Here is a 26,828-nt window from a genome sequence, read left to right on the forward strand (position 1 = left end):
AAATTAAATTGAAATCAAATGTAAGAAATTATATCCCGTTTGGGAATTTGAAACGATAACTTTTATTAAATATAAAAACCATTTTATTTAAAAATCCAAAACCCAATAAAACGATAAAAAATTTCAATTAAAGCAAATATAATTGTTATTTTGTGCAATTAAATCACGAATCGTTATGTTGAAAAACAGCTTAAAATATTTTACTTTTTTATTGGTATTTTTAATGATGAGTTGCGCTAAGCGCGGCAGCATAACCGGCGGCTTAAAAGACACACTTGGTCCTGTTTTAAGATCAAGTTCTCCTGAAAATTTCAGCACCAATTTTAAAGCAGACGAAATCACTCTGACATTTGATGAATATGTAAAGCTTAAAAATGCCAATAAACAGTTGATTATTTCTCCGCCAATGAAAAATCAGCCTATTATTACGCCTACCAATGCCAGCAAATTTATCAATATAAAAATTCTGGACACTTTGCAGCCTAACACCACGTATAGTTTTAATTTCGGACAAAGTATTGCAGATAATAATGAAGGAAATCCGTATAATCAATTCAAATATGTTTTCTCTACGGGAACTTATATTGATTCTCTTGCTTTAAATGGAAGAATTAAGGATTCGTATAATAAAACTGCCGATAATTTTGTCACAGTGATGCTTTATGAAGTGAATGACAAATTTAAAGATTCTGTCATTTATAAAGAAAATCCCCGATATATTACCAACACTTTAGACAGTCTAACCGTTTTTAGATTAGAAAATTTAAAAGCCGGTAAATACCTTTTGGTAGCTTTAAAAGATAAAGGGAACAACAATAAATTTAATCCGAAAGACGATAAAATTGGATTTATCAAACAACCTATAACGATTCCAAACGATACTGTTTACGAACTTGAGTTATTTAAAGAGCAAGTTCCTTTAAAAGCTTTTAAACCGTTACAGGCATCAGGAAACCGACTATTGCTTCCGTATGAAGGAAAACAAAACTTTAATAAAGATTCAAAACCCAAAATTGTACTCAGAAACAATACTGAAGTTTTAGAAACCATTATAACACAATTTCCCAAAAAGGATTCACTGCAAGTTTGGTATAAACCTATAAAAGCCGATTCTTTATCACTGGAAGTAAGTAAGGATGATTATAATAAAAAGTTTAGTCTCAGAATCAAAAACCAGAAAAAAGACACCCTGAATATTACTGCTGTGCAAAACGGAATCATACATTTTAGAGACAGGTTTACCCTAGAAACAGCAACACCGCTTGTTAGCTTCGACAAGTCAAAAATTAAATTAGTCAACAAAGATTCTGCAGCTGTAGATTACAAAACAGAATATAATGAGTTTGAGCAAAAACTGTATATCGATTTTAAAAAAGAACCGGCACAAAAATATAATGTTACGTTTTTACCCGGTGCATTGACCGATTTTTATGAAAAATCTAATGACACCTTATCATATAAACTGAATACACGCGAAATAGAAGAATACGGAAATCTTACACTGAATTTAAAAAATGTAAAACGTTTCCCGATTATCGTTGAATTAACTAACAAAAAAGGAGACGTTGTACTTGCCAGCGATTATTCTGAAAGCAAAACTAATTTTGAGTTTTTGCTTTTAGAACCTGCTATGTATTCTGTGAGGGTTATTTATGATGATAATAAAAATAAAATGTATGACCCCGGAAACTATTTAGAAAAAAGATACTCAGAAGAGGTGTTTTATTATCAGGAAGAAATTGACCTGCATGCAAACTGGGATAAAATTGAATCTATAGATTTAAATATTCCATATAGTCCTGAACTGGCGAAAAAGAAGGAACAGGCAAAATTAAATGCAGAAAAAAAGAAAAAGAAAACAGCTTTTTAACCCTGTATTTCAAACAGATCTTTATCATTCAGGAAATTCATTTTTTTTCGGGTTTCCAACATGCTGTTTTTATCTAATTCAACTATAAAAACACCTTCATTTTCCTGAGGTTCTAAAATTGGCTTTCCAAGAAAATCAATAGCCTGAGAATGCCCGTCATATTGATGACTGTTCGCATCAAAACCTATTCTGTTTACCCCAATGACGTAACTAAGGTTTTCAACTGCACGGGCTTTGAGCAGGATATCCCAGGCGTTTATTCGCACTTTTGGCCAGTTGGCAACATATAAAATCAAATCATAATTTTCGACATTTCTTACAAACACAGGAAAACGTAAATCATAACAAACCTGCAGACAGATCTTCCAGCCTAAGTATTCAACGATTTGTTTTTTAGTTCCTGCCGTATATACTTTATCTTCTCCAGCCAAGGTAAATAAATGTCTTTTGTCATAATATTGAATTTCACCTGATGGAAAAGCAAACATAAACCGATTATAGTATTGTTTGTTTTCGGAAATAATTAAACTTCCAGCAACGGCACAATTTTTATTTTTAGCTAAAGTCTGCATCCAAAGAACAATTTCTCCCTGCATTGTTTCGGCCATTTTAGAAGCATTCATAGTAAAGCCTGTTGGAAACATTTCAGGAAGCACAATCAAATCAAAAGGAGCATTTATTTCGTTTATTTTAGTTTCGAAATTAGTGAGGTTATCCTTTGGACTTTCCCAAACAAGATTCGATTGAATAAGGGCGATTTTCATAATACAATGTTGTTAATCTTTAAGAAGTAAATTTAGTATTGATGTTTATTAAGTATAACTTCATGTTTTAGTTCGTCTGAATACTTTTTCATTTGTATAAAAAAATAAGCACAAACTATTTAAAAGACTCATCTATAATTTTTCTGACATTTTATTTCCGATGTTTAACCAAATAAGATTAAAGAGCGATATGAAGACCTTTTTGTTACTTAAACTGAGCTCGGGATAAGAATTGCTAAAACAATTAGTATAAAGAAGTAATGATTTGTATGTTAAGCTTTTGATATTTAAATGTTTAAATGCATTCTTGCTTGTGTTTTAAAAGACCAAATTACGGATATTTTTGTAAAAGATGATGATTTTTATAAAGACTTTGACCAGCTGATCCATAAATTAAAACCCGAAACACTTCAAGAAGGTAAAAAAAGGAGAAACAGATCATCTTTACTATTTGATTATGAAAACATTTTCATAATGATTGGTTTTCACTTAGAAGTGCATAAAATTTTAAATAGTAGTACAACGGGATTGTTAGTGGATATTGGAGGGATTTATTTCCTGAGAGAAAGGTGTTTAGGAAAATGTACCACGATTTGTTTTATGATATAGTACTGCTTTGAAAGTATGCCGAAATCAAAGAATCCATCATCATAAAAGTATTTAAAGGATTAGCAAAATGCGGAAAATTATCAATGGGTTGGTTTATGGCTTTAAACTGCGTTTGGTCAGCAATGAAATAGGAGAACTTTTGTCAGACCAAACACTCCGGACATCGAAGCACAAACAATTTTATGATGAATATTTTGGGAAGCCTTACAGCATATTGTTTTTTTTCTGAAAAAACCGTCACGTAACTTGCTAAAAGTAAATGACGGTTAGTTGTTGGAATTCACTTAACGAACTTAAGTTATGTAGATGAATTAGTCTTTGTGTGTCAAAGCAAATACTAAATCTTTTTTCTCATTCTGGCAACCGGAATATCCAGCTGTTCACGGTATTTAGCAATTGTTCTTCTTGCAATTGGATACCCTTTTTCTTTTAATATTTCTGCCAATTGATCGTCCGGAAGCGGTTTTCTCTTGTCTTCTTCCTCAATTGTATTTTGAAGAATTTTTTTGATTTCCAAAGTGGAAACATCTTCTCCCTGGTCGTTTTTCATGGCTTCAGAGAAAAACTCTTTAATTAGTTTTGTCCCGTATGGTGTTTCAACATATTTACTGTTGGCAACACGCGAAATAGTCGATATATCCAAACCAACCATATCGGCAATATCTTTTAAGATCATGGGTTTTAGTTTGGTTTCGTCACCATCTAAGAAAAATTCTTCCTGGTAATGCATAATCGCATTCATGGTTACAAAGAGTGTTTCCTGACGTTGTCTGATGGCATCGATAAACCATTTAGCCGAATCCAGTTTTTGTTTGATAAACTGAACCGCATCTTTTTGTGCTGCCGATTTATCCCGTGAATCTTTATACGTTTGCATCATTTCCTGATAATCTTTAGAGACGTGCAGGGAAGGGGCATTTCGGCCGTTTAAGGTTAACTCCAGTTCACCATCCACAATTCTGATGGCAAAATCCGGAACTACATTTTCTGTAACTTTATTATTTCCTGTGTAAGATCCTCCCGGTTTTGGGTTTAATCTTTCAATTTCGTGAATCGCTTTTTTAAGCTGTTCGTTGGAAACGCTGTATTTCTGTAAAAGTTTATCGTAATGTTTTTTGGTGAAAGCATCAAACTGATTCTCAATAATATCAATTGCCAGATCAACATATTCAGTTGGCGTTTTGTGCTTCAATTGTAATAAAAGACACTCCTGTAAATCACGTGCGCCAACTCCTGAAGGTTCGAGTTCGTGAATGACATGCAGCATTTTTTCGACCATGGCTTCATCTGTATAAATTCCTTGGGTAAAGGCCATATCGTCAACAATATCCGGAATGCTTCTGCGGATGTACCCCATATCATCAATACTTCCAACGAGGAATTCAGCGATTTCGCGCTCTTCATCATTCAAAATAAAAGTATTCAGCTGATTGATCAAATCCTGATGAAAACTTATTGGTGAAGCAAAAGGTGTTTCACGTTCTTCTTCGTCTCCATAATTATTAACCTGAGTTTTGTAATCAGGCGTATCGTCGTCACTTAAGTACTCGTCAATGTTAATGTCTTCCGCTTCGATTCTGTCTGATTCTGCATCATCATAATCGTCGTAGTCTTCATTAGCAAATTCATCTGCTTCGTATTCGTCTTCCTGTCCTGCCTCTAAAGCCGGATTTTCGTTCATTTCTTCCAATAAACGTTGTTCAAAAGCTTGCGTAGGCAACTGAATTAACTTCATCAGCTGAATTTGCTGTGGAGATAATTTTTGGGATAATTTTAAATTTAAAAATTGCTTTAGCATTTGTTTTTGTTAAAAGTTTCAAGTTTCAAGTTTCAGGTTGAAGAACGTGCCACAACTTGAAACTTGAAACCTGAAACAAATTTTATTATTTTAATTCACGTTCCAATAACTTGAAACCTGAAACTTTTTTAAACTAAATCGATTAAAACTCAGCACTTCCAGGAGTTCTTGGAAAAGGAATTACGTCTCTAATGTTTGTCATTCCTGTCACAAACAATACCAAACGCTCAAAACCTAAACCGAAACCTGCGTGAGTTGCTGATCCAAATCTTCTGGTGTCTAAATACCAGTATAATTCTTCTTTGTCAATTCCTAGTTTTTCCATTTTCTCAACCAGAACATCGTAACGCTCTTCTCTTTCAGAACCACCCACGATTTCTCCAATTCCAGGGAAAAGAATATCCATAGCGCGAACTGTTTCTTTTCCTGGTTCTGTGTTGTCATTCAAACGCATGTAAAACGCTTTGATGTTTGCTGGATAATCGTATAAAATTACCGGACATTTAAAGTGTTTTTCAACTAAATAACGCTCGTGTTCTGACTGTAAATCAGCTCCCCATTCGTTGATTAAATATTGGAATTTCTTCTTTTTATTTGGCGTTGAATCTCTTAAAATGTCAATTGCCTCAGTATAAGAAACACGTTTGAAGTTATTCTCCAAAACGAAGTTCAATTTCTCTAACAACGCCATTTCGCTTCTTTCAGCCTGCGGTTTTGATTTTTCTTCTTCAAGAAGTCTTCCTTCTAAAAACTTCAAATCATCTCCACAATTATCCAAAGCATATTTAATGACATACTGAATAAAATCTTCTGCCAAATCCATGTTGTCGTCCAAATCGTTGAAAGCAACTTCTGGTTCTATCATCCAGAATTCTGCCAGGTGACGGGAAGTATTTGAGTTTTCTGCTCTAAACGTTGGTCCAAAAGTATAAATCTGACCCAAAGCCATTGCGAAAGTTTCTCCTTCTAATTGTCCCGAAACCGTTAAGTTGGTATGTTTTCCGAAGAAATCTTTTTTGAAATCAATGTTTCCTTCTTCATTTTTTGGAAGATTATCCAAAGGCAATGAAGTTACCTGAAACATTTCTCCAGCACCTTCCGCATCAGCTCCGGTAATGATTGGTGTGTTTACATAAACGAAACCTCTGTCCTGAAAATATTTATGAACGGCATAAGACAATACCGAACGCACACGCATAATCGCTCCAAAAGCATTTGTACGTACGCGCAAGTGAGCGTTTTCACGTAAAAATTCTAAAGAGTGTTTTTTAGGCTGCATTGGGAATTTCTCCGCATCAGAATCTCCAAGAATTTCTAATTTAGAAACCTGAATTTCGTATTTCTGACCCGCACCTTTACTTTCAACCAAAGTTCCAAAAACTGAAACCGAAGCTCCGGTCGTGATTCTTTTTAAAGTCTCTTCCGGTGTATTTTCAAAATCAACAACACATTGTATATTATTAATTGTAGAACCGTCATTTAAAGCGATGAACTGATTATTTCTAAAAGTTCTCACCCATCCTTTTGCATTCACTTCCTGTAGCGTCGTCGTACTGTTTAATAAGTCTTTAACCTTTGTGTGTTTCATTTTAATTTTAGATTTTAGATTGCTGATTTTACATTCATATAAAATCAGTGTTTTATATCGAATTGCAAATATAAACGATAATAATTAATTTTTGAAGCTGTTTCCTGCTATCCGCTATATCTTTTTCTTGCTAAAGGAACAAGAAAAAGGATATCGCTCCTATCAGGGCTAGGGCACTCGGTTTCATGAGAACCACTTTAGGTGCAGTTGTCATTCCGAGGAACGAGGAATCTCACTAGTAATTCCGTAAAGAAAGTCGCCAATCGTTGTCGAGTTTCGAGTGAGATTTCTCCTTCGTCGAAATGACAAACTTTTCGGAGACTATATTTGATTCCATAAGTAATATATAAAATCGTTTTCAAAAAATATTGCAAACAAAATTGCTATTAATAATGAAATAGAAAATGCTCTACGAGTTTGATTTTTTACTAAAAGATTAGATTTCTGTAAAATGAATTTTATTATAATTCCTCCAATCATTGTATAAATAAAAATAGATAAACAAAGAAACATAAAGTGGATAAACGTTATAAATCGAGCTAATCCATATTGTCCTTCGGCTAGACAATTTGTACTTAACAGAAATAGAAAAATTATAATTGTAATGTTTCTCTCCATTATTTTGTCGTTTCTCTTTTTTTGTCATTTCGTCGAAAGTAGAAATCTTTATTAGAAACTCGACAAAGTTAGGAATCACTATGCGGAGCTACTTGCGGAGATTTCTCCTTCGTCGAAATGACAAACTGTGGGGTTAATCTTAGTGTCAAAGTTTTAAACTTTGACACTAAGATCGATGTTTTTGAATTAGTGAAATTCGGGGCAAAAAACCTTATTTCTCCAAACTCTCCAATTCCTCTTTCCTCGTCTTCTTTTTCTCAAATGTTAAAACCAATGAAGGCAATACAACCAAGTTAGCAAACATTGCAAAAACCAAAGTACAGGAAATTAATCCTCCTAAAGCAATTGTGCCGCTGAAACTTGATAAAGTGAAAGTTGCAAAACCTAAAATCAAAACAATAGAAGTATAGAAAGTACTGACTCCGGTTTCTCTTAAAGCGCTGAAAACGGATTTTTTTACTTTTCCTTTGTTTTGAGTCAGTTCATCTTTGTATTTCGCCATAAACTGAATCGCATTATCAACCGAGATTCCGAAAGCGATACTGAATACCAAAATTGTAGAAGGTTTTAACGGAATGCCAAAATAACCCATTAATCCAGAAGTAATACAAAGCGGTAAAATATTCGTAATCAAAGAAGCTGCTACCATTTTGAACGAACGGAATAAATACAACATCAAAAATGCAATAGTTGCAATTGCAAATAGCAATGATTCGATTAAGTTATGTGCCAGATAAGTTGTTCCCTTCTGGAAAACCAAAGCTTTTCCTGTAATCGTAACTTCAAAACGTTCTTTCGGGAAAATTTCATCGATTTTTTTGCGAAGTTTTCCTTCTACTTTCGCCATTTCATCTGTTCCAATATCTTTCATGAAAGTCGTGATTCGCGCATATTGTCCGGTTGAATCAACGTATGCTTTCATTAAGTTTTCTTTGCTGTTTTTGGTCGCATTTTTAGCATAACTCAAAATAAAAGTCTGCTCCTGCGAAGTGGGTAATTGGTAATATTCTGGGTTTCCGTTGTAGAAAGCCTGTTTCGAATATTTAACCAGATTCACTACAGAAACCGGTTTTGCTAGTTCTGGAATTTCAGCAATGGTATTTTGCAGTTCATCCATTTTACGAATTGTCGAAGCCTTCATGACACCTTTTTTCTTTTTAGTGTCAACCATGATTTCCAACGGCATAACTCCGTTGAATTCTTTTTCGTAAAATAAAATATCTTTAAAGAAAGAAGCGCTTTTGGGCATTTCGCCAATCAAACTGCCCGAAACTTTCATTTGTCTGACTCCATTCAGACTCACAAAAAACAGAACAGCATAAATGCAATAAACGATTGTTTTTTTGCCTTTAACGATAGTTATAACGGCGTTTAAAAGTGTCGAAATATACGTTTTGTCTAAATGATATAAATGTTTTGCTTTTGGCAATGGCATAAAACTGTAAATAATGGGCACGATAAAAAGTGTCAGTGTATAAACAGAAAGCACATTGATAGAAGTTACTAATCCAAATTCAAACAGCAATTCGTTTCCTGTAATCATTAAAGTCGCAAAACCAATTGCAGCTGTTAAATTGGTCATGAAAGTAGAATGTCCAATTTTTGCAATAACACGCTGTAATGCTTTTGCCTGATTGTTATGCAATTTAATTTCCTGCTGGTATTTATTAATCAGGAAAATACAGTTCGTGATTCCGATTACGATAATCAGCGGCGGAATAATGGCAGTTAAAATCGTGATTTTGTATCCAAACAATCCCAGTGTTCCAAATGACCAGGTTACGCCCACAATTAAAATAACAATCGAAATAAACGTAGCTCTGAATGAACGGAAAAAGAAAAAGAAAATCAAAGAAACGGTCAATAAAGATGCGCCGATAAACAATCCGATTTCACCTTTCATATCATTTGCATTGATCGTTCTGATGTACGGCATTCCGGAAACTTTCAAGTCAATACCGGTAGTTTTTTCAAATTTGTCAATTTTAGGAACTAAATTTTCAAGAATAAAAGTCTTTCTTCCGGCAGTATTTACAAGGTTTTTGTTGATGTAAACTGCAGATCGGACGCTTCCGCTTTCTTTGTTGAATAAAAGTCCTTCGTAAAAAGGTAAATTATGAAACAAATCGTACTGAATACTTTTTAAATAATCAGGATCCAGAACTTTACTCTGATCGATAAAGGGAGAAAGCACAAATTTTTCGTTAACAGTGTCTTTTTCCAATTTTTTCAAATCATTTAAAGAAACTACCAAATCAACTTCTTTCGATTTTTTTAAGCCTGTCATCAATTCATTCCATGCAGCATAATTTTTTGGAGTAAAGAAGTTTTTATCCTGAAAACCAATAACGACCAGGTTTCCTTCTTCGCCAAACTTGTCTAAGAATTTTTGATACTCTTTATTGGCAATATGATCCTTAGGAAGCAGGTTGGCTTCTGTATAAGTCATCGCAAGATTTCTCCATTGAAAACCAAAGAAAATAGTTAAAGCAGCAAGGATAATTAGAATTGTAATTCTGTTTTTAAGTATGATTCGGGCTAATTTTTCCCAAAAACCAACTTTTATTGAGTTTTTCATAAAATTTGTAAAATGGATGCAAATGTAGTTAAAAGTGTTAAAAATCATTTAGTAAGAACATTGTTTTTGCGATTTGTTAACATTAATTAACAAACCTAATATTTAGATAATTACTATTTTGGTGTGAATTGTATGCAGGCTTTTCTCATCTTTGTAGTATAATTTTAAAGAAGAAAAAAAATGAATTGGATTTTGCTAATTATAGCAGGGCTTTTTGAAGTAGGTTTTGCATCTTGTTTGGGCAAAGCCAAAGAAACAACCGGAATAACATCTACCTATTGGATGATTGGTTTTTTTATCTGTCTTTCGATTAGTATGATGCTGCTCTATAAAGCTACTCAGGTTTTGCCAATTGGTACAGCGTATGCCGTTTGGACTGGAATTGGAGCAGTGGGAACAGTCTTGGTGGGGATCTTGATTTTTAAAGAACCTGCCACTTTCTGGAGGATATTTTTTCTTTCTACTTTGATTGCTTCTATCATTGGGCTAAAGTTTGTTTCGAGTCATTAAAAAGCAATTTAGCAATGCAGGAAAACAATACCATCACTTTCATTCTTTTAGCAATTATTTTATTGCTAGTTGCTATCATTGGTTTTATAGTTTATCAATTGATACAGTCTAAAAAAGCAATGCAAGATGCCGAAGAAAGTTTCTACGCGCTTGAAAGAAAAGTAAATGACCTGCAATTAGAAACTTTAGAGTCTAAACTGAATCCGCATTTGTTTAAGAATATTCTGAATTCGATTCAGTCGCATGCGTATCAGACCTATTTTGCTTTGGATAAACTGGCCAATGTGCTGGATTATATTTTATACGAAAGCAAGAAAAAATTTGTCACTGCCAAAGAAGAAATTGATTTTGCATTAAATCTTATCGAAATCAATAAAATAAAAATCAGTCCGCTTTTTGAACTGAAGATCAAAACCAACATTAATAAAGAGGATAAATTATACGAGCAGCCTTTACTGGCACCGTTAATTTCGATTGATTTAATTGAAAATGCCTTTAAACACGCCGATTTGCAAAGTGCCGATGCCTTTATTTCGGTTGTTTTTGAGTTTAAGGACAATGCTTTCTTTATGACAGTTTCGAATAAAATTTCAGATAAGAAAGTCCTGAAAAAGGAACGAAGCGGTTTAGGAAATACAACTTTAGAACACCGTTTAAGAATTATCTACAAGAACAATTTTAAACTCGAAAGGTTTACAGAAAACGATATTTATATAGCCCATCTAAAAATAGACTTACTTGAATACAAAACTGAAATGCTTGCTTCTGGACGATGAGTTACCGGGATTAACGTATCTGAAAATGCTTTGCGAACAAATTCCAGAAGTAGAAATCGTAAAAACGTTTAATAATCCTGAAAAACTATTGACCGAAATTCCGGATCTCGAATTTGATTTGTTGATTTCAGATATCGAAATGCCCGGAATAGACGGATTGCATCTGGCTGAAATGATTCAGAATAAACTCGTGATTTTTTGTACGGCCTATAAAGATTATGCTGCAGATGCTTTTAACATTGATGCTGTAGATTATATTACAAAGCCCGTAAAACTGGAACGTTTGCAAAAAGCAATCTCAAAAGCTTTTGAACGGTTCAATAAACCTGAAGCAGCCAAAAAATTCATTCAGCTCAATACAGATAAAGGAAAAACCTTATTGTATTTTAGTCAGATTCAGTATATCAAAACTGCAGTGAGCGACAGCCGTGATAAAACAGTTCTTTTGTTAGACGGAAGTTTTTTGAATTTAAAGAACGTGAAATTTGATACGCTTTTAAATGAGTTGCCTGATGCCGATTTCTGTCGTGTGAATAAAAAAGAAATTGTTGCGGTAAAAGCAATCAAATTCTTTAATCATAACGAAATTGTGCTGCACCATTTAGAAGAAAATAATAAAAACACTAGACTTTTGCTGAGTGAAACGTATCGTTCTGACTTTTTAAAAAAGGTCAAAATCTAACTTATTACAAAGTTTTTCAGACTTATTACATAGATTGAAAATTAGGGCTAAATTTGCTTTTTCGCTACATTTTCAGTGCTGATATTTGCCCATAATTTAAAATGCGGGTTATGAATAATATTAAAAATTCTTTATTCTACGTTACAGTCATTGGTGGTTTTACCGGTCTGATATACTGGATGATTTTAAAAGGAGCTTCACTTGAAGCAGGACGCGGAATTATTCAGAAAAAAATGGAAAGCAATCACTGGAATGACTTTTTACATTCGATGATTGAAAACCTGCAGCATCCTCTGGCGATTTTGCTGGCACAAATTATAACGATTATCCTGGCAGCACGCTTATTTGGCTGGATTTTCAGGAAAATTGGGCAGCCATCTGTAATTGGAGAAATGATTGCCGGAATTGTTTTAGGTCCTTCTTTGGTCGGGATGTATTTTCCTGAATTCTCAGCTACTTTGTTTCCGGCAGCATCTTTAGGGAATCTGCAATTTCTAAGTCAGATTGGTTTGATACTTTTTATGTTCGTGATAGGAATGGAGCTGGATTTAAAAGTATTAAAAAATAAAGCACACGAATCTGTGGTAATCAGTCACGCCAGTATTGTGATTCCGTTTGCTTTAGGATTAACACTGGCTTATTTCATTTATGGAATTTTTGCGCCGAAAGGAGTAGCATTTTCTTCTTTCGGATTATTCATGGGAATTGCGATGAGTATTACTGCTTTTCCAGTTTTAGCCAGAATCGTTCAGGAAAGAGGCATGCAAAAAACAAAACTCGGAACTATTGCCATCACCTGTGCCGCCGCCGATGATATTACGGCCTGGTGTATACTTGCAGTTGTAATTGCCATTGTAAAAGCAGGATCGTTTACAAGTGCATTATATGTTATTGGATTGGCAATTTTATATGTAATTATCATGTTGAAAATAGTTCGTCCATTCCTGAAACGTGTAGGTGATTTAAATTCGACGCGTGAAAGTCTGAACAAACCTGTGGTTGCTATTTTCTTTATAACACTTTTATTTTCTTCTTATGCATCAGAATTAATTGGAATTCATGCTTTATTTGGAGCATTTTTAGCAGGAGCAATTATGCCGGAGAACAATAAATTCAGAAACATTTTTATAGAAAAAGTTGAAGACGTTTCGATTATCGTTTTACTACCATTGTTCTTTGTATTTACAGGTTTACGTACACAGATTGGTTTGCTAAATGATCCGTATTTATGGAAAGTTACAGCAGTAATTATTGCCGTTGCCGTTGCAGGTAAATTTTTTGGAAGTGCATTCGCTGCAAAATTTGTCGGTCAAAACTGGAAGGACAGTTTGGCTATCGGAGCTTTGATGAACACACGCGGATTAATGGAACTGGTCGTTTTAAATATTGGCTACGACCTGGGGGTTTTGTCTACTGAGATTTTTACCATGATGGTCATTATGGCTCTGGTAACTACTTTTATGACAGGACCAGCCCTGGATTTTATTGGCTATATTTTTAAGGATAAGCCAACAATAATTCCACAGGAAATTGGGAATAAAAGCAAATACAAAATCCTGCTCTCGTTTGCGACTCCTGAACGAGGAAAAAAACTTTTGCAGATTGCCAATAGTTTAGTGAAAAAACAGACTGACAATTCAATTGTTACGGCAATGCATTTGTCGCTGAGTACTGAAATTCACTCTTTTGATGTCAAGGATCATGAGCGCAAAATGCTTGTTCCTGTGATTGAAGAATCAGAGCGTTTGAACCAGAATATGGTCAGTGTTTTTAAAGTAACAAATGATATAGATGCCGATATTATAGATGTTGCAAATCAGGGAGAATACGATTTGTTGCTGATTGGTTTAGGACAATCTATTTTTGAAGGAACTCTGCTAGGAAAAATCCTTGGGTTTACCTCAAGAATTGTAAATCCTGATCGATTGATTGATAAGTTTACCGGAAAAGAAGGTTTGTTCGAAAACTCTCCTTTTGATGAAAGAACACGTCATATTATTTCCAAAACTAAAATGGCAGTGGGTATTTTTATTGACAAGGATTTAGAAGAAGTAGATCGGATTTTTATGCCGATTTTTAGTGAGGAAGATTCTTTTTTGATTGATTATGCCAAAAAACTAATCAACAATAACGGATCGCAAATTACGGTTCTGGATGCCAGTGGTGAAGTAAAGAGTGGACGTAACATGCAGGAAAGTATTCGCTCAATTGAGCAGATAGCGCCAAACCATATTATGATGATGCATAACAGAACTATTAAAAAAGAGTTTCTGGAAACTCAAAATTTAATGATCATAAGTTTAGACAGCTGGAAAAAACTAATCGAATCTCAAAGTATCTGGCTCAATAATACACCATCGGTTTTGATTTTGAAACCATAATGATTGAAAAATTCCAAAAAATAAAATCCAAATTCCAATTTTTATATAATTGGGATTTGGATTTTTTTAATTGGGATTTCAATTTTTATAATCCTAAATCTAATACATAAGAAATTTTAACCGCTATATTGTCTTCGAATTTCGGTAATTGATTTGGACCGTAACGATAAAATCCGCCTAAACCAAAACCTTTAAAGATTTTGTTTAATTCAAGTCCGGATTCAAAAAAACCTTTATCGAGCGTTTTATAAGCCAGTCCAATATGTTGTTCTGGTCTTTTCATATTTCCCCAGGCCATTCTGGTAACCAAAACTAAGGACGGACGAACTTTTTTGAGAATTTTTACTCTGTTAAAACCATGTTTTATCTGGAAAAACAGATATTCGCTAGAAAAAAATTCATTAAAATACATTGTTTCAAAACTATTTCTTCCAGAAAAAGTAATACGCTGGATCACAGTTTCTTTGTTAAGGTTGTTGGGCATGGTATTATACAAATGTGTAATTGGAACATCACCCATAGCGTAACCTCCCTGAAATAAAAGACTGGTTTTTTGTCCGTCCAGATATTTTTTTTCGTATTCTGTTTTAAAATCTATTTTAGCAAAACTGAAATCATTATCCAGAACATTTGGCAGTGACTGAGTAAACTGAAAAGTAAATCTTGGAAAACGTTTTTCGGTTTCAGATCTGCCCGTAGGGGTCTGCATAAAATTACTAAATGGTGCCCAGACTATAGACGCCATAGCAGTTGTCATGACATAGTGCGAATACAATTTTTCGTTATAGTTAAAAAGATAGTCAAACTTTGGTTCGATATATGTTCTTGCTAACTCAAAGACAGCTTCTGTTTTCGGAATAATTTTCGTCTGCAGATTGGTTTTCCAGCTGAGGTAATGGTAAAATGTGCTAATGTTGATTGGGCGGGGATCATAAATCTTAAAAACGCGTTTATCAACTGCGAAAACAGTACTCGCAATCTCTCTCACATCATCTGTATACGATCCGTTTAGCCAGGTATTGGTATTTTTATCCAGTAAAAAACCTGAACCCAGATTGTATTTTAAGTTACCGTCTTTTGTACCGTAAGCACCATAACCTTCAATCCTGAAGCGTTTAGAAAAACGATCATTTGTAATTCCGCCCAGTCCTAATCGAAAACCTTCGTAATTATTATAACTAATTACTTTTTTCAAATCCAGGTCAACCGGACCAATCGGAATATAACCGTTTATGATTTTCCGGCCAAGCCCCAAACGCTTTTCAATTCTTTTTTTGATTGAAATGCTATCTAATAACTGATACGTTCTTTGGCTTTTAAGATCAAGGTTTTCTTTTCTGTATTCATTCCAGAATTCTTCTGATTTTGTACTTGCATCATCTTTGATTTCGATATAATAAGAAGGGTTTTTTATCGGAGAGGCAGTATTATAATGAATGTCGAAATTGTTGCTTTCAGAGAGTACATAAGTAAAATCGGAAGCACTTTTTTTTCTGGTTGTAAAAGCATCTTCTGCATCTCCGTCAAACTGAATAGTCCCGCCTAAGAAATTGATGTCATCATCATTCTTTCCTTTTACAATTTTGAAAGTAGTATTTGCAGGAAACCAGATTTTTTCCTCAGGAACATATTTAAATTCGTGTATTCCGCTAATATCAAGTACCCCTTTTATACGCATAACAGCTTTTGCAATGGCAAAATTTTCCTGATCAATGTACAAAACGCCTTCTAAACCGGCTGCTTTTCTTTTTTGTTTATTCTTAAAATAAATCATATAAGTACTTCGCTCATTAATAGTTACCGTATCCAGTAATTTGTAATTGTAATCTTTTAGCGCATCATCCGAAACAGGGTTGTTGTATTTGGTTTCAAAAAGTTCGTATTTAGCATCATAAATGGAAATAGACTGTAAATTGAAAGCAATAATTTCGTAAACAGGCTGTTTAAAACCTGCCATTTTGGTACCCAGAATAGTTTCTTTGAGTTTTTTGTTTGCAAATTGATATTGTGAAATTTTTTCGGTTTGAAACAGATGCTGTTTGGATATCACTTCTTTAAATTTATAATCAGAAGAGTCAATATTTATTATTTTTTTCTTTAAATCTTTATAAGAAGCAGATGAGTCAATCCTCCCGTTTATAGAATCGGGATTAGCCGTTACAATGAGTTTATTGTATGTTTTGTATTCAAAACTGTTAAGTTTTTTCTGCGGATTATTGATGCTTTTGTTTGCAATTACCTTTTTTACAATAGCCAATGCCGGATTTTCATTAGTAACAATAACTTCTTTCAGGTCATCTGTTTTTTGTTTTAGAGAAACCTGATAAAACTTTTTATTGTCCTGGATAGTGATGACTCTCGTTTGAAAGCCAATATAGGAAACCGTAAAAGCAGTAATTTTTACCTTTGATGAAAGTATAAATTTTCCATCAACATCTGTAATTGTATTATTGTTGTCTGAAGTGGTAATAGTAGCAAAAGGAAGTGGTTTGTTGCCGGAGTCTTTTACAATTCCGTTTATTTGAAATTGTGCCTGTAGAGTAAGTGTAAAAAACAAAGTAAATAAACAGAATAGCTTCATACAGAGTATAGTGGTTTAGAAACCAAAGGAATTTATTTTGGTATGCAAAAGTAATAAATAAAAAATCCGTCTGGTATAATTTTAACCAAACGGATTCTTAATTTTATATCAAATGAGTTATACTTTCATGATTTCAGCCTCTTTAGCAGCTAATAATTCATCTATTTTTTTTGTGTAAGCATTTGTTAGGTTCTGAACTTCTTCTTCGGCAGATTTACAAATGTCTTCCGATGTACCTTCTTTTTCTAATTTCTTGATATCTGTATTAGCATCTTTACGGGAATTGCGAATACCAACTTTAGCATCTTCAGCTTCAGCTTTTGCCTGTTTTGCCAAATCCCTTCGTCGCTCTTCTGTCAGAGGCGGAACACTAATGATAATGACATCGCCATTGTTCATCGGATTAAAACCAATATTGGCAACTAAAATAGCTTTTTCAATTGCGGATAACATGTTTTTTTCGAAAGGTTGCAATGTAATGGTTCGTGCATCAGGAACACTAATTTTAGATACCTGAGAAAGAGGGGTTGAAGCACCATAATAATCTACAAAAACCCCTCCAAGCATTGCCGGTGAAGCTTTTCCTGCACGAATATTTAGAAATTCTTTTTCTAAATGTGCAATCGTGCCATTCATTGATTCTTCAGTACTTTCTAATATGAAATCTATTTCTTCAGTCATTTTTTTAGATTTTAAATTTTTAGATGAGTAGATTTTAAAAACAGATTCTTGTAATTTACTAACTAATTATTTTTTAAGATTATTAGATTTAGAGAATCCAGATTAGTCTAAAATTCTAATAATGCAAGTAGTTTAAATATTGACTACAGTTCCGATGTTTTCGCCTTCACAGATTTTCAAAAGATTTCCAATTTTGTTCATGTCAAAAACAACAATTGGTAATTTATTTTCCTGACTTAATGTAAAAGCTGTAGTATCCATTACATTTAATCCTTTTTTGATTACATCTTCAAAAGAAATAAAGTCAAATTTTACAGCTGAAGCGTTTTTCTCAGGATCACAATCATAAACTCCATCTACACGGGTTCCTTTTAGAATAACATCAGCATTAATTTCAATTCCTCTTAAAACAGCAGCTGTATCAGTAGTAAAATAAGGATTTCCGGTTCCCGCACCAAAAATTACGATTCGTCCTTTTTCAAGGTGACGGTCTGCTCTTCTTTTGATATAAGGTTCTGCAATAGATTCCATTTTCAAAGCAGTCTGCAGGCGGGTTTTCATTCCTTTGTCTTCAAGAGCACCCTGCAAAGCCATTCCGTTAATAACAGTAGCAAGCATTCCCATGTAATCGCCTTGTACTCTGTCCATACCTGAACTTGCTCCGGCAACTCCTCTAAAAATATTTCCTCCTCCAATAACAATAGCAATTTCTACTCCTTTGTCGTGAATCTGCTTAATTTCATCGGCATATTCACCTAATCTTTTAGGGTCAATTCCGTATTGTAAGTCTCCCATCAAGGCTTCCCCACTTAGTTTTAGAAGAATTCTTTTGTATTTCATCTGTGTTGCTTTTGTTTGTGCAAATATAGACATATTCTGTTTTTTTAAAATAGAGTTTTAAAAAATTAATTCTTCTTTTCGAATTTAATTTCTTAGACATTTCCGATTTCTTTTAAATGTGATAAAAGTCATTAAGCACTATTTTTAAAAAGTGTATTTTTATGGAATCAAAACGAAAGAAATATGAAAAGTATTGTAGCCAAAGCATTATTCAATAGTCATTCTTACGCGGAGTATCGTAAGCTAGTTACTGATTTGTTATCAGAAGGGAAATCAACCGGTCATGAACAATCTGAAAGTTTAACACATTATACAAGCCTTAACGAGGCGAGAATGAATCGTTTAGAGAAAACTATTAAAATTTCTGAGGATGTAATTTCGAAGCTTCAAAATTTAGACAATCATTATATATGGTTAGTTATTTCTGAAGGATGGTGCGGAGATGCGGCTCAGATACTTCCAATAGTAAACAAGATGGCTTTGGCATCAGATAAGAAAATTGATCTCAGAATTGTTTTAAGAGATCAAAATGAGGAATTGATGAGTCAATATCTAACAAACGGCGGAAGGGCAATACCAAAAGTTATCGTAATTTGTAAAGAGGCCGGTATCGTGCGTGCAGACTGGGGACCCAGGCCAAAAGGAGCAGCAGAATTGATGGCAAATTATAAAAGGGATTTTGGAGTTATAGATGAAAAAATCAAAACTGATTTGCAATTATGGTATTTAGCTGATAAGGGAATTTCAGTTCAGGAAGAATTAGTTGAAATTATGGAAAATATAAAATATAACAGGTTGTAATTTTTTGAAAAATAGTTTAAAAGTGTCGTTTTAGAGGTAATTTGCTGAAAACAAGAATTTTAGTAATAAAAAATACGTTAAAAGTGTTTTTTATAAGTTTATAATGTTGTAATTTAGTAATCTATTCCCGCATCTACTATAGTATTTACTTTTTTTATTGGTGTTTTATTTAATATTAATATTTAATAATTTTAAAAATACACTATTATGAAAACGTTATTCGAAAAATTTTACGATTTTTTTTCAAGGCTTTTATTTGGAGGAAAAAACATCTCTCATTATTAAATTCCTAAAGTATGGAATAATTTTATTTTTAATCGGGAAACTGGAACAAGCACATTACTGTAGTCACATTTGTAATGTGCTTTTTTATTTAACTGTTTTTGAGATTTTCTTCAAACAGGGTAATATCTATAGCATTTTTAACATCGTAATCACCAATCTTCGTTCGGCGTAAAACAGTTAAATGCGAACCTGTATTCATTGCTTTTCCAAAGTCATAAGCTAAAGAACGTATATAGGTTCCTTTGCTGCATACTACTCTAAAATCGACTTCTGGTAACGCAATCCGGGTAATTTCAAATTCATGAATTGTCGTTTTTCTGCTTGCTATTTCTATCGTTTCTCCTGCGCGTGCATGTTCATAAAGACGAACACCGTCTTTTTTTATAGCGGAGAAAATGGGCGGTTTTTGATCGATTTCGCCTAAAAATTGTTTTACTGTTTCGTGAATTAAAGCTTCATTGATATGTGCTGTTGGGAAATTCTGATCGATTTCAGTTTCCAGATCATAAGATGGAGTAGTGGCACCAATATAAAAAGTTCCGGTATATTCTTTTGCCTGCCCCTGAAGTTCAGAAATTCGTTTCGTAAATTTTCCGGTACAGATTAGTAATAATCCGGTTGCTAAAGGATCCAAAGTTCCGGCATGACCAATTTTGAACTTTTTTGGTAGTCCAACTTTATTGATTAGAAGGTATTTTAGTTTATTAACTGCCTGAAACGAACTCCATTTTAAAGGTTTGTCTATCAGTAAAACTTGTCCTTCTAAATATTCTTCGGGAGTTTTCAAAATTATTTATTTAATGAGAAATACGCCAATAAGAGAATTCCAGCAATAATTCTGTAATAACCCCATGGCTTAAAACCGTATTTTTTTATGATTCCGATGAAGGATTTTATCGCAATAATGGCTACTACAAATGCAATTATATTTCCAATCAAAAATAATTTCAGATTATCTGGTGATTGTGTTAACAATTCGTAACCTTTCAATTGAGAAACTTCGTAAGTTTTTAATAATAAAGAATACGTTGTTACTGCGAGCATTGTTGGGACCGCTAAGAAAAAAGAAAATTCCGCAGCAGTCTGTCTGTCCAATCCTTGCTGCATTCCGCCAATTATAGAAGCTGCTGAACGGCTTGTGCCTGGCATCATAGCTAAACATTGCCAAAAACCAATAGTTACAGCTTTTTTTATGGTAATATCTTCTTCGTTTATAATAGTTGGATTTTTGAATTGTTTGTCTATAAAAAGCAAGACGATTCCACCTAATATTAAAACAATAGCAATTGGAATGGGATTTCCTAAAATAGCATCGATTTTGTCATCAAATAATTTTCCTAAAATCAAAGCGGGAATAACAGCACAGGCTAATTTGATGTAGAAATTGATTTTACTAAAGTCAAAAAACTTTTTCCAGTACAAAACTACAACTGCCAAAATAGCACCAAACTGAATGGAAACCTGAAATAACTTTACAAAATCATCTTCCTGTATTCCAAAAAATGAACTTGTAAAAATCATGTGTGCTGTTGAGGAAACAGGGAGGTATTCTGTTAGTCCTTCAACTACTGCAATAAGAATTGCTTGTAATGTATTCATTAAAATTAGATTTTAGATTTTTAGATATTTTTAGATTTAGACTTTATGAAGATTAATCTAATAATCTAAAGATCTAAGGAGTCTAAGAAAGTCTAAAATAAGTCTATTTAGATTTTTTGAAGATAGAATAAATCGTGATTCCAAAGCCAATTAACACGGTTGTCGGAGCGAGTCTGATACGTCTAAAGTTAAAAATCTCTTCGTTAAAGACATTTGGATTATTACTTCCTCCTCCAGACATTAAAATAAAGCCTAATGCGATAACACCAATTCCAATCAATAAGATTTTGTAATTGATGTTGTCAAAAAGAAATTCCTGTTTTTGAGGCTCTGATTGCGGTTCTTCTTTATAGTTGTTTTTCATCTTGTCATTGCACGGAACGAAACAGTCTCATTCCAGATATTTAAAGTTTTTTAATCAAAAAATGCTAAGCTCTAATCTAAAATTAATAAAGATCATCGGTTCTTAAGTTAAGGAAACGCTGTGTTGCAAAGTGTGTACTTACCCAGGTAATTAAAACTCCTAAACCAAATACAGCCAGCAATACTAACCCTATTAAAGCTTTGTCTTCCATAATTCCTAATCCGGGGAAGTTATTTTCGACATAAAGCAAGAGTGCAATTAAGGCAAAAATTGCCAAAACAGATCCTAATATTCCAAGTTTTACACTGCGCATTATAAAAGGTTTACGAATGAAAGCTTTTGTAGCCCCAACCATCTGCATAGTTTTGATAATAAATCTGTTAGAATGAATGGATAAGCGCAAAGAACTGTTTATTAATAAAACCGCAATCACCGCAAGGAAACCGCTGATGATCAAAATCCACATACTTACTTTTTTGATATTGTCATTTACCAGATTTACTAATTGTTTGTCGTAAACAATGTCTTCGATCATAGTGTTTTTACGCAGGTTGCTTTCAATTTTAACAATGCTGTCTCTTTCGACATAATCTGCTTTTAAATGAATATCGTAAGAATTCAATAAAGGGTTTTCTCCCAAAAAGGTCAGAAAATCTTCTCCAATAATATCAGTATGTTCTTTTGCCGCTTTTTCTTTGCTAACGTAAACATATGATTTTGCAAAAGGAGCTCTTTTCAATTCGGTATCAAATGCTTTGGTGACACTATCTGTTGCTTCATTTTTAAAGAAAACCGTCATAGCGATTTTTTCTTTAAAATCATTAGCCAGTTTTTTTGAATTAATAATGAATAGTCCCAGTACTCCCAAAAGGAATAATACTAGAAATACACTCAATACAACCGAAAAATAAGAGGAAATTAACCTGCGTTTTTGAAATTTATCAAAATTAGAACTCATAGTCTGCTTAAATTATGTGGTAAAAATAATAAACAATTTCTTTATTTAAAGTTATTAACGAACTTTTATACTATAAATGTACAATTACCTGTTGAATAAAAAGTTGATTTTAATTGAATTTAACCGCAAAGTCCGCAAAGATTTTTAATGTTTAAGTTTATAATAACGCAAAGTCCGCAAAGCTTAGTATTTATAAAGCTTTGCGAACTTTACTTTTTTGTTACACTGCTAAGTGATAACTTTTCGTGCTTTGCGGTAAAAAGGCAGTTTATTTTACTTTATATACTTCAATGCTTTTCAGCCAATACACATGCCTCGGGCCAGTTTTAATATCATTTTTACAAATCGCAATCATTTCGCCGTTTTTAACCGTTTTTCCATTTTCTTCAAATAGAATGAACGTGTTTTCTCCGGTTGGATTATTGAAAATTTCCGCCCAAGAAAAAGTAGCTTTATAATCGTCTGGTGCTCTTGCAACAATATAAAAATTGCGGTCTTTATGATCGGTCTGCTTTATTTTGGCTTTCTCCAAAATAGTTTTCAAAAGAACGGCTTTGCAGGATTTGATCTCTCTTTTAATTGCGCCGTCTTTACCAGTTATTTTGAGGTCTTCGATAGTGGCTACTTTCATTTTCTTTAAGGAATCCACTGTTAGTCGTAATTCATTTTCGACTTCGCCTTTAACTTCAATGTGGTGACTGATTAATTTTCGACTGTCCTTAGCAGTAAGACTCTTATGTTCGTGTTTTTCTGTTTTTGAAATTTCTTCTTTATCTTTTTTAGAAGAGTTACACATGGTGCATGAAAAAGCTATGAATAGAATTAGGATATGTTTTTTTGTTTTCATAATACGGAATAGTTAATGGTTTAATATTACGTATTTTTACTTAATTTAATTACGTATTCGGATATTTTATTTGTTTGTCAGTGAAATAGCTTTGGAACAAGCCACAATAAATGTAAATTTGCGCCATAATTAATTAGTGCAAAGCCTTAGAAGCTTAGTTACTTAGAAATGACTTGAGGAAGCGAAAGCATGACTCCATAAAATAAAAAATATAAACAAGGAATGAAATACAATCCAAACGAAATTGACGCCAAATGGCAAAAATATTGGGCAGAAAATCAAACTTTTGCAGCAAAAAACAACTCTGAAAAGCCGAAGCATTATGTTCTTGATATGTTTCCTTATCCATCTGGAGCGGGATTACACGTTGGGCATCCGCTGGGTTATATTGCTTCGGATGTGTATTCTCGTTTCAAAAGACATCAGGGATTCAATGTTTTGCACCCAATGGGTTATGATAGTTTTGGATTGCCGGCAGAGCAGTATGCGATTCAGACAGGACAGCGTCCGGAAGATACAACTCGCGTAAACATTGATGGAGGTGTTGATAAAGAAGGAAAACAAATCGCTGGTTACAGAAAACAATTAGATAAAATCGGATTCTCATTTGACTGGGCGCGTGAAGTGCGTACCTCAAATCCGGATTATTACAAACATACACAATGGATTTTTATTCAGCTGTTCAATTCCTGGTACAATAAAGATTCTGACAAAGCCGAAGATATTTCTACCTTGATTACTATTTTCGAAAAAGAAGGAAATGCAAATGTAAAAGCCGTTTCTGACGACAATATTCCTGTTTTTTCGTCAGGCGAATGGAATGCATTTTCGAAAGAACAACAGGAAAAAATTCTTTTACAATACAGATTAACCTATTTGGCAGAAACCGAAGTAAACTGGTGTCCCGGCTTAGGAACGGTGTTGGCAAATGACGAAATTGTAAACGGAGTTTCGGAGCGTGGAGGCTATCCTGTTATAAGAAAAAAAATGACACAATGGAGTATGCGAATTTCTGCTTATGCCGAACGCCTGCTTCAAGGTCTAAATGATATCGATTGGAGTGAGTCTATCAAAGAATCACAAAGAAACTGGATTGGAAAATCGGTTGGTGCTTTAGTTAAGTTTCAAGTTTCAAGTTTCAAGTCTCAGGTTGATGCGCAAAGTGATGAAACTTTAAACGTGAAAACTGAAACAAATTTTATCGAAGTTTTCACAACAAGACCTGATACCATCTTCGGAGTGACTTTTATGACTTTGGCGCCAGAGCATGATTTGGTGGCTAAAATTACAACTCCAGAACAAAAAGAAGCAGTTGAAGCGTATATCGAAAAAACCGCAAAACGTTCAGAACGTGAGCGTATGGCCGATGTAAAAACTATTTCTGGGGTATTTACAGGTGCTTATGCTGAACATCCATTTACAAAAGAACCAATTCCGGTTTGGATTGGGGATTATGTTTTGGCTGGTTATGGAACTGGTGCTGTAATGGCAGTTCCTTGCGGAGACGAAAGGGATTATGCGTTTGCTAATTTCTTTAAAGGTCAAAACGGAATGCCCGAAATTAAAAACATTTTTGCCAATGTTGATATTTCTGAAGCCGCTTACGGATCAAAAGACAACGTTGAAATCGCTAATTCTGATTTCTTAAACGGATTAGATTATAAAAAAGGAACTCAAAAAGCGATCGAAAAATTAGAAGAAATCGGGCAGGGAACAGGAAAAACAAATTATCGTTTGCGTGACGCTGTTTTCTCTCGCCAGCGTTATTGGGGTGAGCCATTCCCGGTGTATTATGTGAATGGATTGCCTAAAATGATTGATGCGCAGCATTTGCCAATTATTTTGCCGGAAGTAGAAAAATATTTACCAACTGAAGACGGTTTGCCGCCATTAGGAAACGCTGCAGTTTGGGCTTGGGATACCAATCAAAACAAAGTTGTGAATACAGATTTGGTTGACAATGTTTCGGTTTTTCCTTTAGAATTAAACACCATGCCAGGTTGGGCGGGAAGTTCATGGTACTGGATGCGTTATATGGATGCGCACAACGAAACTGAATTTGCAAATAAAGAAGCTTTGGCTTACTGGGAAAATGTAGATTTATATATTGGAGGAAGCGAACACGCAACAGGTCACTTATTGTATTCTCGTTTCTGGAACAAATTTTTAAAAGACAAAGGTTTTGCGCCAACAGAAGAACCATTCAAAAAACTGATCAATCAGGGAATGATTTTGGGGACTAGTGCTTTTGTTTACAGAATTTATTTAAAAGTTTTAGATAAATCTAAAATGGTTCAAAAAAGTGAAAGAGAAGTTAGGTATCCAATGGACGCTATAAAATATCTTTCAGAAAATTATAGTTATTATACTTCATTTAATTACTTAACAGATCTAAGTGATGGCAAAATTGAACCCTCAAATTTTGAATCAAATAAAGTATTTACAGTTTCTAATTTAGAATTAGGAAAAGATCTTATGTCTGAATTTGATGTTAATGAAGAAATTATTGATAAGGTTTTAAAGGGAGATTATATTTTAGATGTAAGTTTTGATCCAATTAGAATTCCAATTAATTATGTAAACAATAGTAATGAATTGGATGTTGAAGGATTGAAAAAAGGATTCCACCAATTATCTGCTTCTAACTTTTTTTACAAAGGAAAATTTATTGTTGGGAGAGGAGTTGAGAAAATGTCAAAATCTTATCACAATGTTGTAACTCCAGATGATATTTGTAACGAATACGGTGCTGATACATTACGTTTGTACGAAATGTTCTTAGGTCCGTTAGAGCAGGCAAAACCCTGGAATACTGCCGGAATTTCGGGAGTTTTTGGTTTCCTTAAAAAATTATGGAGATTGTATTTTGATGAAAATAACGGTTTAATCGTAAACAACGACGAACCAACAAAAGACAACTTAAAATCATTGCACAAAACCATCAAAAAAGTAGCAGAAGATATCGAGAATTTCTCTTTCAATACTTCGGTTTCGCAGTTTATGATTTGTGTAAACGAATTGTCTTCTCAAAACTGTCATTCAAGAGCAATTTTAGAACCGTTAGCCATTTTGGTTTCGCCTTATGCACCGCATATCGCAGAAGAATTATGGGCGCAGTTAGGATATACCACTTCAATTTCTGATGTTGCGTTCCCAGTTTTTGAGGAAAAACATTTAATTGAAACCAATAAAGAATACCCGGTTTCTTTCAACGGAAAAATGCGTTTCACTATCGAATTGCCTTTGGATTTAACCAAGGAACAAATCGAAGAAATCGTGATGAAAGATGAAAGAACGCAAAAACAATTAGACGGAAGAACGCCGAATAAAGTGATTATTGTTCCTGGGAAGATTATCAATTTGGTTGGATAACCAAATAAAATTCAATATTTAAAATTCCAAATTCCAATTTTTGTTGGGGTTTGGGATTTTTTTTGTGCCTTGTTTTTTTTGCCACGAATTGCACGAATTTCCACAAATTTCACCCCAAATACGCATAGTCTGTCATTTCGACGAAGGAGAAATCTCAATAAGTAACTCTACAAAGATTGGCAATTTTGAATGCGGAGTTTCTCTCGAGGATTTCCCCTTCGGTCGGAATGACAATATTGTGGAGAAGACTTTGCGTTCTTTTCGTAAACCTTCGCGTACTTCGCGGTTAAAAACCCGCAGTAACATTGGGATTTGGAATTTTTTCA

The 26,828-nt window shown here is 33.8% G+C and carries 20 protein-coding genes; 8 read left to right on the plus strand and 12 right to left on the minus strand.

Annotated elements, in window-relative coordinates; genetic code table 11:
• Window positions 1-175: 175 nt before the first annotated feature.
• Window positions 176-1,870: an Ig-like domain-containing protein gene (locus ACNC7R_RS01900; protein WP_417939305.1), complete on the plus strand. Its 1,695-nt coding sequence runs from the start codon at window positions 176-178 to the stop codon at window positions 1,868-1,870.
• Here ACNC7R_RS01900 and ACNC7R_RS01905 read toward each other — a convergent pair.
• Complete coding sequence (locus ACNC7R_RS01905) at window positions 1,867-2,634, minus strand: amidohydrolase (RefSeq protein ID WP_417939306.1); 768 nt, start codon at window positions 2,632-2,634, stop codon at window positions 1,867-1,869. The genes ACNC7R_RS01900 and ACNC7R_RS01905 overlap by 4 nt on opposite strands.
• A 291-nt stretch (window positions 2,635-2,925) precedes the next feature.
• On the opposite strand from ACNC7R_RS01905, the gene ACNC7R_RS01910 reads away from it, so the two are divergent.
• Entirely contained in the window at window positions 2,926-3,243 is a 318-nt protein-coding gene (locus ACNC7R_RS01910) for a hypothetical protein (protein WP_417939307.1), read from the plus strand.
• A gap of 337 nt (window positions 3,244-3,580) precedes the next feature.
• On the opposite strand, the gene rpoN is transcribed toward ACNC7R_RS01910, so the two are convergent.
• From rpoN to ACNC7R_RS01925, 3 genes are all read right to left on the minus strand, one after another.
• Window positions 3,581-5,041, minus strand: a complete 1,461-nt coding sequence (rpoN, locus tag ACNC7R_RS01915; protein WP_417939308.1) for an RNA polymerase factor sigma-54 — start codon at window positions 5,039-5,041, stop codon at window positions 3,581-3,583.
• Window positions 5,042-5,183: 142 nt separating this feature from the next.
• A complete protein-coding gene (gene asnS / locus ACNC7R_RS01920; protein WP_417939309.1) occupies window positions 5,184-6,629 on the minus strand; it encodes an asparagine--tRNA ligase in 1,446 nt (481 codons plus the stop codon).
• An 829-nt stretch (window positions 6,630-7,458) separates the two neighbouring features.
• Window positions 7,459-9,825, minus strand: a complete 2,367-nt coding sequence (locus tag ACNC7R_RS01925) for an efflux RND transporter permease subunit (protein WP_417939310.1) — start codon at window positions 9,823-9,825, stop codon at window positions 7,459-7,461.
• A 180-nt stretch (window positions 9,826-10,005) separates the two neighbouring features.
• Here ACNC7R_RS01925 and ACNC7R_RS01930 point away from each other — a divergent pair, with 180 nt between their 5' ends.
• The 4 genes from ACNC7R_RS01930 to ACNC7R_RS01945 all read left to right on the plus strand — a co-directional run bounded on the left by ACNC7R_RS01930 (window position 10,006) and on the right by ACNC7R_RS01945 (window position 14,174).
• A complete protein-coding gene (locus ACNC7R_RS01930; protein WP_417939311.1) occupies window positions 10,006-10,335 on the plus strand; it encodes a DMT family transporter in 330 nt (109 codons plus the stop codon).
• A 14-nt stretch (window positions 10,336-10,349) separates the two neighbouring features.
• A complete protein-coding gene (locus ACNC7R_RS01935; RefSeq protein ID WP_417939312.1) occupies window positions 10,350-11,111 on the plus strand; it encodes a sensor histidine kinase in 762 nt (253 codons plus the stop codon).
• A complete protein-coding gene (locus ACNC7R_RS01940; RefSeq protein WP_417939313.1) occupies window positions 11,074-11,793 on the plus strand; it encodes a LytR/AlgR family response regulator transcription factor in 720 nt (239 codons plus the stop codon). The genes ACNC7R_RS01935 and ACNC7R_RS01940 overlap by 38 nt, the downstream gene beginning before the upstream one ends.
• Window positions 11,794-11,903: 110 nt before the next feature.
• Complete coding sequence (locus tag ACNC7R_RS01945; protein WP_417939314.1) at window positions 11,904-14,174, plus strand: cation:proton antiporter; 2,271 nt, start codon at window positions 11,904-11,906, stop codon at window positions 14,172-14,174.
• An 85-nt stretch (window positions 14,175-14,259) separates the two neighbouring features.
• Here ACNC7R_RS01945 and ACNC7R_RS01950 read toward each other — a convergent pair whose 3' ends face one another.
• From ACNC7R_RS01950 to pyrH, 3 genes are all read right to left on the minus strand, one after another.
• Entirely contained in the window at window positions 14,260-16,755 is a 2,496-nt protein-coding gene (locus ACNC7R_RS01950; protein WP_417939315.1) for a DUF5686 family protein, read from the minus strand.
• Window positions 16,756-16,872: 117 nt separating this feature from the next.
• Window positions 16,873-17,436, minus strand: a complete 564-nt coding sequence (gene frr / locus ACNC7R_RS01955) for a ribosome recycling factor (RefSeq protein WP_417939316.1) — start codon at window positions 17,434-17,436, stop codon at window positions 16,873-16,875.
• A gap of 132 nt (window positions 17,437-17,568) precedes the next feature.
• On the minus strand, window positions 17,569-18,276 hold the full coding sequence (gene pyrH, locus ACNC7R_RS01960) for a UMP kinase (RefSeq protein ID WP_278011997.1): 708 nt from the start codon (window positions 18,274-18,276) through the stop codon (window positions 17,569-17,571).
• A gap of 183 nt (window positions 18,277-18,459) precedes the next feature.
• Between pyrH and ACNC7R_RS01965 the strand changes: the two genes are divergently transcribed.
• A complete protein-coding gene (locus tag ACNC7R_RS01965) occupies window positions 18,460-19,077 on the plus strand; it encodes a thioredoxin family protein (protein WP_417939317.1) in 618 nt (205 codons plus the stop codon).
• Between the two features lie 373 nt (window positions 19,078-19,450).
• Here ACNC7R_RS01965 and truB read toward each other — a convergent pair whose 3' ends face one another.
• The 5 genes from truB to ACNC7R_RS01990 all read right to left on the minus strand — a co-directional run bounded on the left by truB (window position 19,451) and on the right by ACNC7R_RS01990 (window position 23,130).
• Entirely contained in the window at window positions 19,451-20,149 is a 699-nt protein-coding gene (truB, locus tag ACNC7R_RS01970; RefSeq protein WP_417939318.1) for a tRNA pseudouridine(55) synthase TruB, read from the minus strand.
• Between the two features lie 2 nt (window positions 20,150-20,151).
• A complete protein-coding gene (locus tag ACNC7R_RS01975) occupies window positions 20,152-20,961 on the minus strand; it encodes an undecaprenyl-diphosphate phosphatase (RefSeq protein WP_417939319.1) in 810 nt (269 codons plus the stop codon).
• Between the two features lie 103 nt (window positions 20,962-21,064).
• Window positions 21,065-21,325 carry a DUF3098 domain-containing protein gene (locus ACNC7R_RS01980; protein WP_417939320.1) on the minus strand — a complete coding sequence of 87 codons (261 nt, stop codon included), beginning with the start codon at window positions 21,323-21,325 and terminating at the stop codon, window positions 21,065-21,067.
• 82 nt (window positions 21,326-21,407) lie between these two features.
• A complete protein-coding gene (locus ACNC7R_RS01985) occupies window positions 21,408-22,283 on the minus strand; it encodes a cell division protein FtsX (protein WP_417939321.1) in 876 nt (291 codons plus the stop codon).
• 268 nt (window positions 22,284-22,551) lie between these two features.
• Entirely contained in the window at window positions 22,552-23,130 is a 579-nt protein-coding gene (locus ACNC7R_RS01990; protein ID WP_417939322.1) for a hypothetical protein, read from the minus strand.
• 222 nt (window positions 23,131-23,352) lie between these two features.
• Between ACNC7R_RS01990 and ACNC7R_RS01995 the strand changes: the two genes are divergently transcribed.
• Window positions 23,353-26,502, plus strand: a complete 3,150-nt coding sequence (locus tag ACNC7R_RS01995; protein WP_417939323.1) for a leucine--tRNA ligase — start codon at window positions 23,353-23,355, stop codon at window positions 26,500-26,502.
• Window positions 26,503-26,828: the final 326 nt, after the last annotated feature.

It is taken from the genome of Flavobacterium adiutor (genome assembly GCF_048282555.1).
Taxonomy (GTDB): Bacteria; Bacteroidota; Bacteroidia; order Flavobacteriales; family Flavobacteriaceae; genus Flavobacterium.